Genomic DNA, 13,892 nt, shown 5'->3' with positions numbered 1-13,892 from the left:
AACTCTCCAATGGCAGTCGCAAAACTGCCGGCGATACCTGCATCGACTACTCTGTCGTCTGCCCCAGGCTGACCAGGCGAGCCAGCGTCTCCTGTGCGTTCATTGACTTGGCCAACGAAACGGCATTCATGCCGCGGCTGTCCACGGCATCGATGCTCGCGCCGTGCTGCAGCAGCAGGTCGAAGATGGCCAGGCGGTTGAACATGGCGGCCATCATCAACGGTGTCTTGCCGTCCGGGCTGGCGCCTTCGACGCTGGCGCCGTGCTGCAGCAGCAGTTCGGCGATCTCCAGATAGCCCTTGTAGGCCACGCCGGCCAGTGGCGTCTGGCCCTGGTCGTTGGGCACGTTGGCGTCGGCGCCCGCTTCGAGCAGCAGGCGCGACGTTTCCAGGTGGCCGAGGTAGCTGGCCAGCATGATCAGGCTGTCGCCTTTTTCGTTGCGGAAGTTCACTGGCACGCCGTGGGCGAGCATGGCGCCCAGTTGCTGCGTGTCGCCTTCGCGCACCAGGGCGAACAGGCCCTGGATGAATTCCAGCGTTTCGGCATCCATCGTTGCCGGGATTTTTCGTGCATCGGTGTTCATCGTATGTTTTCCGCAAAGGTGGGTCATGCCTGTAGTCTACTATGTGGCTGGCGCCAGCGCCTTTTGCCGCGAGGCCAGCGCCGCGCCGATGAAAAGGGCGATGGCCGAGGCGATCAGCCCCCGCTCCAGGCCGGCGGGCCCGTCGGCGATCCAGCCGACCACGATGGGGCCGACGATCTGGCCCAGCGCGAATACCGTCGTGTAGGCGCTGATGCCGGCCGTCCAGGATTGCTGTGGCAGGTTATGCCGCACCAGGGCCGTGGTCGACGCCACCACCGACAGAAACACGGCGCCGAAGACCAGTCCGGACAGGAACACGACGGGGACAAAGCTGGTCAGCGCAGGCAGGATGGTGACCACGCCCAGCACGCCATTCAATATAGCCAGCGATTCGCCGCCCCTGTAGCGGTCCAGCATGCGTGCCCAGATGCGCGACGACGCCACCACCGCCAGGCCCAATACCGTGTAGAACACGGTGATCAAGGCAGGCGGCATGCCTTGCTGCTTGAGCAGGGCGATGACGAAGGTCATGTAGCCGATGTAGCCGACGCCGAACATGAAGTAGCCGGCCAGGCTGGGGAAAAAGTCGCGCCAGGCGAAGCGCAGCGGCGTGTCGAGGGTGCGCGGCGCTTCGCCGATGGCTTTCGCCGGCAGGGCCATGATGGCAGTGGCGGCCAGGCAGGCGATGCCCAGTGCCAGCCATGGCCATTGCCAGGCATGCGCGGCGCCATGCTCCTGTGCAGATGTCAACGCGGCCGGCACCAGCAAGGCCGACAGCGCGATGCCGAAACCCGTGCCGCCGTAGTACAGGCCGATATAGAAGCCGGCGCGCTGGCTGTGCATGGAACCGAGGCGCGCCGCCAGCACGCCACCGGCGATGAACATGAAGGCGCTGGCCACGCCCGCACACACACGCTGCAGGAACAGGGTAGTCGTATCGCTGACGAGGCCCGACATCAGCATGAAGATGCTGGCCAGCACGGAGCCGGCGATCAGCAAGCGCCACACGCCCAGGCGGCGCATCAGCGCTGGCGTGGCCAGGGCACCGAGAAAATAGCCGAGCGCATTGAATGTGTTCATGGCGCCGGCCAGCAGGTAGGACCAGCCCAGGTCGGCGCGCATGGGCGGCAGCAGCAAGCCATAGGAAAAACGCGACAGGCCCAGGGCCACGGCGGCACCCAGCGAGAGTGCCAGCGCCGTGGCCAGCGGATGGGAGGGGGAATGATCGTGTGACGGCATGGCCTGGTGACCCATCTAGAGGAAAGCGTGCGGTGGAGTTGGCGCCGGGGCTGGGCGCGGTGCAAGGTCTGTCGGTCGCGGTGGCACTCACCGTACGCCGTTTTTTACTGCCAAGTTAATGAATTGAGCTTGAGAAGTCAAGCATGCGCCGTAGCTGCATGGCACTGGCAATAAGGCAATCCTTTCCGCCTTTACTTTTGGAAAAGATTATGAAACACGCAATCCCATTTGATTGCAAGCAGAAAATTAACTTTCTTGCAATTAATTTTGCAGCTTGCTCCTGATCCTCCATGGCATAAGGGCACTATGAACAAGAACAAACCTGGCGCATTGTTGGCTGGCTGCGCTTCGGAGTCGTCAAAAGCCCTGGCTGTCCTCACGTTGGTCCACACACCCTGATCGCTGCCGGCAAGTTCGACAAGCGCGAGAATTTCATGCGCGCCATCTTTTCCGATGGCATTGACCGTCTGGGCAGCCAGTTGAAAACGTTTTTGATTGTGCACCTGCAGACGTCCAACCGTTTCAATGTGCTCAACCGCGATAACGTGGCCGAACTCAAGCAGGAAGCGCAGTTCAAGAAGGATATCTTGCCTGATTCTTGCCGTGCTAGGAATCTATGAGTATGAAAATGGCACAGCAGGAATTGATATTGCGACTGCGGTCATCACAGAGTTCGCTCTAGCGGTAGTATTTTTCAATCTTTGGCGAAGTGACCGGACGCTGTTAGCGCGCATGCTTATCGGCCGTACATAAATCTGACAGGATGTTGAAGGGTAAGCGCTGCCGTAGTCTAATATCGGCCAGGAGCAGACCTATTGCGAGGCTACGCCTTAACTCGTCATGTAGTCGTTACATCGAATTCTCATTGTTCGTTGTTCGACTTCAGAGATAATCATCAGTAACCCCAGATTCAGCATCCTCCAAACGTAGCAAGAAAGGATTCAATGCGCCGTCTCGTCACCTTAATTCCCCTGATGTTTTGCACTCCTATGGCCTTTGCTGCCGTACCAGTGAATATTCACGTTCCACCTAATGTACAAGCGTGCACTCGTGCGCAACCCTGTCCAGTTGCAATCCTTAGCCCAGGATATGGGCTTTCCGGTTCAGACTACTCATTCGTCACACGAAATCTCAACCGAATGGGTTACTTGGTTGTCGCGTTGCAAGATAGCTCTGGCGGCATAGAGTTAGATCGAGACGCGCCGATTAGGAAGCAACTACAGGCGATGGCCCGCGTAGCTTCACGGTCGATCTCCACCGTGATCGACGGGACCGCAGTCCGCTATCCTCAGTTCGATTGGCGACACTTGCTTCTCGTCGGGCACTCCCTTGGTGGCGACAGTTCGGCTCAGTTTTCCGCTGACAACCCGAGCCGCGTATCCAGCTTTATCAGCCTCGACAGCCGTCGGGTCGCGTTGCCCCGCTCAGCTGGTATCCACGTCCTGACAATTCGTGCCAGTGACACCACTGCCGACCCCGGTGTACTGCCGAATAAGAAAGAGCGCGGCTACTACGGTACATGCGTGGTCCACATCAAAGGCTCGCGCCACAAGGATATGCAAGATGCTGGTAGTGAACAATTGAAGGCCAAAATTGTATCCGCTATCGATACTTTCCTCGCTCCAGCGCAGCACCCTAAATACGCTTGCGACCGAGACTCAAAGCTCGAATAATGTTCAGGCGATCATTTTGATATTGCAAAGTCCGCTAAGGGGTGGAACCTGCCGATGACTGCGACCGGCCAGGAGCGGACAGTCGGCAATTGACCAATCAAACTTTACTCAGAAAGTCAGCATGTCTCACCGTGATCCTTTTGATGTTATTTCATCCACCGTTGATCTGGATGATCCGGTAGAGCACGGTGATGCTCAACGCTTTATGGTTAACGCCCTGGCTCGGGTGATCGAATGTCTACCCGTTACCGCGCAGTCTTCTGTTTTGGCTGCTAAACGATATCTTGAGGGCGCGGCAACGGATAGCGAGGCCATAGCTGTCCGGGTGAGGCTTTGGGAGACCATCCGAGGACGCGATATGTCGGATGACCCTGAGGTGTTGCGTATCAGAACCACGATTTGTGCGCTGCACGGCATGGACGCTGAAGCACCTTACGACAAGTTGGAATACTTTCTGTTTTTTTGGGAGCGCAGCGGCTTAAGCATGGTCGAGCTAGCTGGAGCGATGTTCGACACATACGGCGTTGTTTATCACGACGCTTAATCGGCTGCGGTGACATATGTCGAATGCGCCAGAACTATGTCTCTATGTATGCTTCGAGGCGGAGCCTGGCAACGATGGCAACCAGCCACAGCGGACTTAAGTACTGCATGAAAATTGATAAATATTTGATCACACGACTGCCAAAGAACGGTAAGGATGTGGACGGTGCCAAAGAACTGTTGGCCTTAGAGCAAGATGTCCATTCGGGGCGATAGTGGTCGTTTTGCGAGGCTACTTTGAGCCGAGCTGCTAAAAAGCAGAGGCTCGCTAACCCTGTCGCCCCTGTTGAATGTCCGCTTAGTTTATTTAAGGAAGAATTGATGTCAAAAATATCTATATCGCTCGCAATGCCAAGTAATAATTTGGATGCTGTGAAATTGATTCATAAGGTAACGGGGTTGCCACTTGGTGTGGCAAAAGAAAAGATTTCGATGGGTGAAAAGGGAGTATTTTATTCTACTGAATTATTCCTTAATGATCACGTCACTAGGGACAAAGAAATTAGAGCACTAATCCATGGATTTCATGAAATTGGTCTCGATTTGTATATTGCTGAAATACCTTATGATCAAGATTGGGATGCTGCAGTTGATATCGGTCGTATAGATGAAGAAATATTGGAGAATATGTTGGATAGCGCATACGATTAGAAAAGGAGCAAGAAGGCCGGCCCTGTGGCTCCTGCGGGAATATGCGTCAGGGGAGCTTCCGCTTTGGGGTGCAGACGGTCGCCTGACGTGATGTGTCAGCTCAAGTCTGAGCTACTGCAATTCAGGTCAGCTTCAACGTGGTATCGGAAGAGATGCGGGACAAGACCGCGCTGGTCTTCCTGAAACCGCAGAACCCGCAGAGCAAATGCCAGATCCATGCCTGGCAAGTGTTGACGGGCGTGCCTGACACCACCAAATCTATCGTCTACCCCCATATCCAATTCGACGGCAACTGCTACGTCGTCGCCAGGCCCATAGGGCCATGCAATATGTCGATGCGCATTCGGCCACGATGCAGGGCGTGGCGCCGGTCCCGGCCGGCGTCAGTGGGCAGGGGCGACAATGCCTGCGTACCGGGTCACTTGCTTGCTGACGTGGCGGGCGCCAGCCGGCTTCCCCCAGCCACGTTAAGATAGCGGTATTTTCAAGACTATGAGGTGCCTGCGTGCGCGTGTTACTGGTGGAGGATGATCCGATGATCGGGGAAAGCCTGGTCGAGGGCTTGCGCGGTGAGTGCTATGCCGTTGACTGGGTGCGCGATGGCCACGATGCGGAGCTGGCGCTGGCCGGTTTCGCCTACGATTTGATGCTGCTGGACCTGGGCTTGCCCGGCAAGGAGGGCATGGAGGTGTTGCGCGCCATGCGTGCCCGGGGCGCCGAGTTGCCCGTGCTGATTATCACGGCGCGCGATGGCACGCCGGCACGCGTCGAAGGACTCGACAGCGGCGCCGATGATTACCTGATAAAACCGTTCGACCTCGATGAATTGCTGGCGCGCATACGCGCGCTGCTGCGCCGCAGGGTCAGCCGTTCGCGCTCCGTCATTGAACATGGCGCGCTGACCCTGGACCTGGCCAGCCACGACGTCACTTATGAAGGTGCACAGATCAAGCTGCCGCCGCGCGAGTTTTCCGTGCTGCGCGCTTTGCTTGACCATCCGGGCAAGGTGGTGTCGAAGCGCCAGCTGAGCGAAAAGCTGTACGGCTGGGATAGCGAAGTGGAAAGCAATACCGTTGACGTGTATGTCTACCAGCTGCGCAAGAAGCTGGGCGCGGACAGCATCCAGACCGTGCGCGGCGTGGGCTACAAGATGCGGGTAGCAGCTTGATGACCATCCGCCGCCAGTTGCTGCTGGGTTTGCTGGCGGCCACCTTGCTATGCGTGCTCGGCGCGGGCATTTCGCTGTTCCGTTCGCTGCTGGAAGAAGCCAATGAACTGGCCGATTTGCAGCTGCGCCAGCTGGCCGTGGCCTTGCCCGACGAGTTCGAGCCGCAAACGGGCCTGGCCGCCGCGCAAGAGCCGGAAGAAGCGTTCGCGCTGCAGGCGTGGGACGAGGACGGCCAGCCGCTGTCCGTCTTGCCGGACCAGCCGGCACTGCCACGCTATGCGCTGGCCGGCTTTGCCGATGTCACCTTGCGCGGCGAGGACTGGCGCCTGTACGGCGAGACGCGGCGCGGCCGCTATGTGCAGGTGGCGCAGGCGCAGGCCGTGCGCGACCAGCTGGCCTGGCAGATGACGATGCGCGCTGGCGCACCCCTGCTGGTGTTCGCGCTGATCCTGGCGTTGCTGATCGTCGCCGTGGTGGGACGCGCGCTGGCGCCCCTGCACCGGCTGGCCGAATCGGTGGCGGGCCGTTCGCCGGACACCCTGACGCCGCTGGTGGCCGACGACATGCCGCCTGAGCTGCGGCCCGTGGCGCTGGCGCTGAATGGATTGATGGGGCAGTTCGAGGCGACGCTGACGGCGCAGCGCACCTTCGTTGCCGATGCCGCGCATGAATTGCGTTCGCCGCTGACGGCGCTGAAATTGCAGCTGCAGGTGGCCGAGCGGGCCGGCAGCGAGGAAGAGCGCCGCGTCGCGCTGGCGCGTCTGCATGAACGGCTGGACCGCAGCACGCACCTGGTGCGGCAACTGCTCAGTCTGGCGCGCCACGAAACGGCGCTGGCGGCCAGCCAGCTGCACACGGTGGACCTGGGGCAGTTGCTGGAAGCGGCCGTTGCCGACCACAGCGCGCTGGCCGACAGCCGTGCCATCGACCTGGGCGTGGTGGAAACCCTGCCGGCCAGGGTGCTGGTGCAGGCCGATCCCGATGGTTTGCAAGTGTTGCTGAATAACCTGATCGACAACGCCTTGCGCTACACGCAGCAGGGCGGAAGGGTCGACTTGCAGGCGGCGGTGGAAGAGGGCCGGCCCCTGCTGCGCGTCTCCGACAACGGCCCCGGCGTGCCGCGCCAGCACCATGCACGCCTGTTCGACCGCTTCTTCCGTCCCGACGGCAACGACGCCTGGGGCTGTGGCCTGGGCCTGTCCATCGTGCGCCATATCGCCGAGCACCACCGGGCCGATATCGCGCTGGCCGATGGGGAAGCGGGGCGGGGCCTGCAGGTGACGGTGCGCTTTCCGCAGCCAGCATGAATGTAAAAAAAGCGGATGCCGGTCAACATGACATCACCGCTCAACACGCTAAAATGAGGTGCCTACTCTAGCTGATAGCGTTGTCAAGCGCGGTCTCTAGCCTCTTGCGGCCGCTGGCCCGAACATGATGCATGCCAAGTCGTTTTGCCATCGCTGTCACCGCATCGTCGCCAGCCCAACCTTCTCTGGCGACCAGTTGGGCGAGGGATATGAGTTCCGCCATGCAAATTTCGTCCACGCTGCGCCCACCTTTTCCGTCGTGGCTGAACAGAGTAGGTAGCTCAGGCTCTCGGTCACGTGTCCAGAAGAACATGCCGACGTCCTCCTCCGTGAATTTCAGACATGACAGCGCTATCGAGGTGACGCGCTCCTGAATGCGCGTGCCCGTACGCTGCCAACCGTGGGCCCGTGCGATCCGGCGCGCCAGTACGGTGTCGCGTGATGGTCCATCGAGATCAACGATCTGTTCAATCATCTGTTGAAGATGGCCATCGTAGGATGCATCAAAGAAAGCGTCGGCGTTCATGCTGCCTACCGGTGCAGGGCTAGTCATGTCAGATTGCGGGATGATCGTCGAGTCAAGAACCTGACCCGTTACAACACGTGAGGCGTATTGGATCTCAAGAACGGGTCTTGTCAGTTCTATCATTTCTGTGGACGCCGTCGTTTCTGCTTCCGCCTTGGCTAGGATTTCCTTTGCCTCAGCATCAGCCGCCTCTCGCTCCGCTACCTTACTGCGCCGTTGCCGGCTCAATTCTAGCAAGCGCTCTAATGCCGCGTGTGTCTTTTCAAGTGTACCTGCCCGGTCTATCCACCAGTCGGTAGACCAGATGCGCACGATTTCCCAGCCTAAACCTCGCAATACCTGTTCACGTAACATGTCCCGGTCGCGCGCCGTTGCCGAGCGATGGTAGGTAGCGCCGTCGCACTCGACTCCGCACAGATAGATGCCAGGCGCATCGGGATGCACCACGCCCAAGTCCACCCGGAATGACGATGCGCCGATTTGGGTATGCACCAGCCAGCCACGAGAGGCCAGCGCTGATGCCACTGCTTCTTCAAATGGACTGTCGAAGCCACCCAAGCTACCTTTGGTCACCTCGGCCAGCGCGCGCGGGCCACGTTCGGCAAACTCCAGAAAGTGCTTGAGGTCTCGCACCCCAGCGGCTTGCGTGCGAGACAGGTCGAACTGCTCCGGCTTCAGACTAGAAAACACTCGCAACTCTTGGCGCGCGCGCGTGATCGCGACATTCAGCCGGCGCTCGCCGCCATCGCGGTTCATCGGACCAAAGTTCATCGAAACCGCACCTGCCAGGTCTGGGCCATAGGTGAGCGAGAAGTAGATGATATCGCGCTCGTCACCCTGCACCGATTCCAGATTCTTGATAAACAGAGGTTCGAGTTCAGTCTCCGAAAAATATGGCTCCAGCGATGGGTCCTTGCGGCGCTCTTCGTCAAGCAAGTCTTCGATCAGGTTCATCTGTTCGGTATTGAAGGTGACGACGCCAATCGTCAGTTTTGAATCCTTGAAGTTCGGCGCGCGCAGCTTTGCAACGATATCGGCCACCAGCTCCTTCGCTTCGCGCTTGTTAATGCGCGCGCCACCTTTCTCATACACACCATCCACGTGATGGAAACTGACGGCACGGTCATCGGCGACCGGTGATGGGAATGTTACCAGGCCGCCGCCATAGTAACGATGGTTGGAAAACGCGATTAGGGATTCGTGGCGGCTGCGATAGTGCCAGGCCAGATTCATTGTCGGCAGGTTCGCCCCCATGCATTCATCGAGGATGCTTTCCAGGTCGCCTTCGACATCCCCGTCATCGTCCGACGATTCGGCGCGATCAAAAAAAGCGGTCGGCGGCAACTGCTTGGGATCTCCCACCATCACTACCTGCTTGCCGCGCGCCATGGCACCTATCGCATCCCATACCGGAATCTGCGATGCTTCGTCGAACACCACCAGGTCAAATGCACTGGCATCGGCTGCCAGGTACTGGGCAATCGATAGCGGACTCATTAACAGACATGGCGCCAGCTTGCCCAGCACAGAGGGAATCTTTTGTATCAGCTCGCGCAATGGCATGTGCTGCTTCTTCTTGTTGATTTCATGACGCAGATCGCCCCATTCCGATTGGCGCGTAACGTCCTCAGAGCGTGGCATGCCGGCGCACAGCGAGGCGCGCACCCACGCGCGCGTGACGTCGGTAAATTGCCGGTCAAGTGCGCGGAAGTCTCCGACCCGCTTTTCATGCTCGGCAGAAACGAAGTTGCGGATAACGGTTTCGTTGTCGACAGCCTGATTGAGCCACCAGCGGCTATAGTTAGTTTCAAAGGCACGCAGCACTTCTGCTGGCTGCACACTGCCGTTCTCCATTGCGTTGACCAGCGACGTCAGCGACAACGACAGCGCTTCAGTGCGTACCTTGCGCCACGCGCACCAAGCCTTTAGGCGTGGTTCTGCGGCAACGATATGCTTGCAGCAGGCGATCAACTCGTTCAATGGCAGCTCGTTGAACGGCATGGCGCCGCCTTCGCTGAATGTGCCGACGTTGGCAAGACTTGCGAGCACGGACTGCAAGGCGTCAAGCGCGGCGCGATACTGCGCGCCGGTGCTGGCCAGTACACCGGACGGTGTTAGTAATGCGTTGCCTTCAACCACCAATTGTTCAAATGCCTGACGCAGCACGCCAGCGTCTTCGACTGTCTCGGCCAGGTTGGCAATTGCAGCTGTAAGCACCGAATGGAAGGTTGTCACGCAGTCGATGTCGTCTGCGCGTGTCTGTAGGCCTGCCCAAGTGCCGCCGGTCGAGGCGCGCAGATAATCAAATGTGCGTAGCTTTTCCTCAAGAATGGCGCGTTGACGCACATGCTGGTAGTCAGCTGCCAGAGCCGGGCCACAGTCTGACGCCGCGACCTCGTCATGCTCGCCTTGCAGTGCGCCGGCGTCCTGCACAGCGCGCAAGGCAAGTGCAAAGCGCATGGCTGCTGCCAGCAGATGCGGGCGTGTCGCCTGACCATCCCACAGTCCGTCTGTCTCTGCTGCCAGCGGCTGCATATCCGTGATCTCGGTATTCAGCGCGCGCAGTTGCCGCAAGCGCTCCAACTCCAGTGCAAGTAACTTGCCACAACGCCCGCTCTCGATGATGTCAAATCCCTGGTCATTCCAGGCTTCTTGCCGGCGTGCCTGCCCCAGCACATGTTGCAAGCGCAGCGCCGCCTGAACAAAGTCATGGCGGGTCTTCAATCCCGCCCAGATTCCTTCGCTCACCGGACCCATTTCCACCTTGTCGATTGTGGACCGCACTTCACGGATACGAACCAACAAAGGCAGGTCACGCGCGACATCGGCATCACCCTCGCCGGTCACGCAATCGGTCAGTACTTTGGTGATCTGGCGCTTGCGCATCCACGACAAGGGCCATGCGCTGCGTTCTGCTTCGACCCAGCCACGTTGCAGCTGGTGCACGTTCAGTGCGTCCACCTGCTCGCCATATTGCACGGATAGGCTGCTTACACTCGCGGCCAGATCGTCGAGCAGTTGCAATCCTTTCTCTAACTCGGCTTGAATATCGTCAGACCAGGGTTGGCCCAGCAACGACATCACGCGGTCACGCTCGTCGAGCAGCGCCAGCGCTTTTTTGCCTCGGGCGACGACGGATTCGGTCCATGCAGGACGGATGTGCTCACTCAGATTACGATGCTGGAGAAGCAGTTGGTATCCTTCACGCAGATGAGTCAGCAGCTCGCGTGCGTCAGGCCGGAACACGAAGCCCCATTGACGGCCAAAGGCATCGGGCAGCGCTTGCGCGAGATCGGCCACTGCCAGGCGCGCGCGCCGGCCAGTCGGCAAGCCCGCAAGACTTGTTGCATTCTCAAAACTGGTGATGGCCAATTGTAGTTCTTCAGCTGCTGGCGCCACCGCTTTCGTCGCGCTGATGAATGCCTGCTGCCAGGAAGGTGTCCAGTCCGCTTGCCCGACTGCCATCAGCGGCCCGTTGAGTATTTCGTGGGCGCCAACCGCCCCGGCATTGACCTCCAATCGGGTAGTCAATTCGCGCATGGCCTCAAGCTGGGTATGGTCGTGCGTATCGGCTGCGGACCAGGAAAGATCGAGTTTAGGTACATCTTCGCCATCGACCACGATGCCGATCGCCTTGTAAATTGTCAGGCCATTACGATGTCGATGGTGCAGTCGAGCGACATACTGGTTCAATTCGTCGCGCAGCCGCTTCAACTTGACCGCCTGCGCTTGCCATTCTTCGGGATCAACCGCGCCCTGGGCCTCCCAAGCCCTTTGGAGCTGGGTGATCACATCGAGCTTGCGTGCCTTGCTCGAGTGCAGTTCGAGGCAGAACTCGCCTAGACCCACCTCGCGCAAGCGCCGGTACACGACATCGAGTGCGGCGATCTTCTCCGATACAAACAACACTCGTTTTCCCTCGGCTAGGCACTGGGCTATCAGGTTGGCAATGGTTTGGCTCTTGCCTGTGCCCGGTGGCCCGATTAGTACAAAATTCTTGCCCTTGGCTCCAGCCATGACAGCCGAGAGTTGCGATGAATCGGCAGGAAGTGGACAGAAAGTCTTGTCAGGAGAAAATTGCGCATCGAGTTCTTTCGGCAGCGGAAACGCTACCGTGGACGGATAGGGCTCGCGCGGACTGTCGATCAGGTGGCGCACGACCGGACTCTGGCGCAACTGATCCGTGCGCTGCGTTAGGTCGACCCACATCAGGTATTTGGCAAACGAGAACGAAGCTAGCACCACTTCGTCTGACACTTCCCAGCCCTTGATGTCCCGCACGGCATGCGAGACGGTACGCCAGATGAGCGCGACGTCAAGTCCTGCTGCATCCTGCGGCAACTTGCCATCAGTGACGCCCAGGTTGAGATGGAAGTCTTGCCGCAGCATCTCGATCAGCGTTGGATTGAAGCGCGGTTCGTCTTCATGCAGGCACAAGGTAAAGCCGGAGCGCGCACTCTTGCGCTGCAGCGACACTGGAATCAGGATCAACGGCGCCTTGCACTTCTGTCCCGCTTTGTCATCGCGTGTCCAGTTCAAAAAACCTAGTGCCAGGAACAGCGTGTTGGCTCCCCCTTCCTGCAACACCGTGCGGGCACTACGGTAAAGATCGACGAGCCGGGTCTCCAACTCCTGTTCGTTCACGCTGACGAATACCTCGCGTCGTTTCAGTGCATCAAGGGCATGTTCGCGACGTACATCTTCACGTGCGCGCTGTTCGTGTATTGCCTGGTTGCGCGGATCCTGCCCATCCATCAGGTCCGGTCTCGGCAACAGGCGTATCGGTGCACCGTCGGACAGCACATCCTCCTGCATGCCAGGTTCCGGTGCATCGATTCTGAGAGATTTCTTGCCGCTTTTGAAATTGAGGAGATTGTTACGCAGCGATAGATCAAGCAGCTTGCGTTGCCATCGGGCCAGCCTGTCCGTCGGATCGAAACCGGGTGCCTCGGTCGTCATCCCGGAGTCCGGCAAATCAGGTGCGCCATCATCAAACGTGGTGGCAGTTGCTTTCATCGTGCTATCGGCGGGTGGTAGGATGACCTGGCTTGCACCACTGGCAAGCGGTTTGATCCGTTGCATGCGGGCACGCCGGATATCAACCACCAGCTCGAATTGTTCTTCGGCCTGTTCGGCGACCTGACTGGCGGCCAGATCGGTGGCATACGTAAAGGATGGTGCCGGCCGCGAGGTAACCAGTGTCGTTTCGAACAGGGTTAGTTCTTTCAACCTAATGCGTTTGCGGATGGCCGTCACGTCATCGACAACCACTGTGGAAAATTCTTCCTGGCGTAGCCATACGCCAGCGAATGCGTGACCCTTCGTGAATATCACAATGGGATTCAAGCCCGCCTGTTCCAGCGCTGAGCAAAACATCAGCGTCAGGTCGAGACAGGTGGCGATGCGTGCGTCCATCACCTGTGCTGCACTGCGTACCTTCTGGCCCCGGTGCTCGAAACTTGCTGGTGGCAGTGCATAGTCTAATCCCAGCCCTGCCACGGCTGTCCACAGTGCCGAGGTCAGCTCCCATGCCCGTTTTGCGCCACCCTGATAACCATCCAGCGCCGGGCTTTTTCCCGCCTGCCGCAATACCTCGGCGGCCTGCTTGAGCAACCGGTCGATTGCCGGCTCATTTGGCTGCACGAATGCCGCTACGAGGTCGGGCAGGTGGGACAGCCCCCCCCACTGGTTACGCGGCAACAGCTCGACCTTGCGCTCTTCAGTCGCTAGCACGCGCTCCGTGGCCGAGCCTGCCTTGCCAACCAGTGTCAATGTAATTGTCGAGGTCTCGGCTTCGGTCAGTTTGCCCAGTACGATGCCGTCCAGCTGCACATCGCAGTCCTTGATGTCGTAGTTGGACTTTGCCTGACAGGCATCGATCAACCAGGTTTTCGATTTCAAAAACGGAGGAAACGATTCTAGGCGCAACCGCAAGTCGGTGATCTCGCCACCACCATCGTTGACAATGGCCAGTTCACGCAGCAGAGGAATGGAGTTCTGGAAGTCTGCCAGGTTCAGCTTGCTGGCATTTGATATGCGAATTGCGTACTCAGATGTTGCTTTGACGGGCTGTTCCGCCAGGTCTTCTACTTGTTCCACGTACTTCCCCGTTAATGAATTCGATGAATTTCGTATCTATTTTACAAATCAATTTGCTATAGAGACATTCATCGAACGACATTAACACATTGGAAAGAGACAA

The 13,892-nt window shown here is 58.7% G+C and carries 9 protein-coding genes; 6 read left to right on the top strand and 3 right to left on the bottom strand.

The annotated features are described in order from the left end of the window. Positions 1-46: 46 nt before the first annotated feature. Both ACQ4WZ_RS10735 and ACQ4WZ_RS10730 read right to left on the bottom strand, forming a co-directional pair. Positions 47-583: an ankyrin repeat domain-containing protein gene (locus tag ACQ4WZ_RS10735; RefSeq protein WP_436573383.1), complete on the bottom strand. Its 537-nt coding sequence runs from the start codon at positions 581-583 to the stop codon at positions 47-49. Positions 584-622: 39 nt separating this feature from the next. After that, positions 623-1,822, bottom strand: coding sequence for a YbfB/YjiJ family MFS transporter (locus ACQ4WZ_RS10730; protein WP_101484502.1), 1,200 nt, complete (start codon positions 1,820-1,822; stop codon positions 623-625). A gap of 434 nt (positions 1,823-2,256) precedes the next feature. Between ACQ4WZ_RS10730 and ACQ4WZ_RS10725 the strand changes: the two genes are divergently transcribed. The 6 genes from ACQ4WZ_RS10725 to ACQ4WZ_RS10700 all read left to right on the top strand — a co-directional run bounded on the left by ACQ4WZ_RS10725 (position 2,257) and on the right by ACQ4WZ_RS10700 (position 7,164). After that, complete coding sequence (locus ACQ4WZ_RS10725; RefSeq protein WP_133991965.1) at positions 2,257-2,442, top strand: hypothetical protein; 186 nt, start codon at positions 2,257-2,259, stop codon at positions 2,440-2,442. Positions 2,443-2,766: 324 nt separating this feature from the next. Then, positions 2,767-3,495 (top strand): alpha/beta hydrolase family protein, encoded by a 729-nt coding sequence (locus ACQ4WZ_RS10720; protein WP_133991962.1) that lies wholly within the window; start codon positions 2,767-2,769, stop codon positions 3,493-3,495. A 121-nt stretch (positions 3,496-3,616) separates the two neighbouring features. Next, positions 3,617-4,039 carry a hypothetical protein gene (locus tag ACQ4WZ_RS10715; protein ID WP_099667459.1) on the top strand — a complete coding sequence of 141 codons (423 nt, stop codon included), beginning with the start codon at positions 3,617-3,619 and terminating at the stop codon, positions 4,037-4,039. Positions 4,040-4,359: 320 nt separating this feature from the next. Then, positions 4,360-4,689 (top strand): hypothetical protein, encoded by a 330-nt coding sequence (locus tag ACQ4WZ_RS10710; protein ID WP_133991957.1) that lies wholly within the window; start codon positions 4,360-4,362, stop codon positions 4,687-4,689. 505 nt (positions 4,690-5,194) lie between these two features. After that, positions 5,195-5,857: a response regulator transcription factor gene (locus tag ACQ4WZ_RS10705; RefSeq protein ID WP_133991955.1), complete on the top strand. Its 663-nt coding sequence runs from the start codon at positions 5,195-5,197 to the stop codon at positions 5,855-5,857. Then, on the top strand, positions 5,857-7,164 hold the full coding sequence (locus ACQ4WZ_RS10700; protein ID WP_436573382.1) for an ATP-binding protein: 1,308 nt from the start codon (positions 5,857-5,859) through the stop codon (positions 7,162-7,164). Before ACQ4WZ_RS10705 ends, ACQ4WZ_RS10700 begins: the two co-directional genes overlap by 1 nt. Before the next feature lie 67 nt (positions 7,165-7,231). Here the strand turns inward: ACQ4WZ_RS10700 and proA are convergent, their stop codons facing one another. Then, positions 7,232-13,789: an anti-phage protein ProA gene (gene proA / locus ACQ4WZ_RS10695; RefSeq protein ID WP_436573381.1), complete on the bottom strand. Its 6,558-nt coding sequence runs from the start codon at positions 13,787-13,789 to the stop codon at positions 7,232-7,234. Positions 13,790-13,892 lie beyond the last annotated feature (103 nt).

It is taken from the genome of Janthinobacterium darwini, from assembly GCF_051380905.1.
Classification (GTDB): Bacteria; Pseudomonadota; Gammaproteobacteria; order Burkholderiales; family Burkholderiaceae_D; genus Janthinobacterium.
The sequence above is the reverse complement of the archived record's forward strand: the minus strand, read 5'-3'. Positions and strand labels throughout refer to the sequence as shown.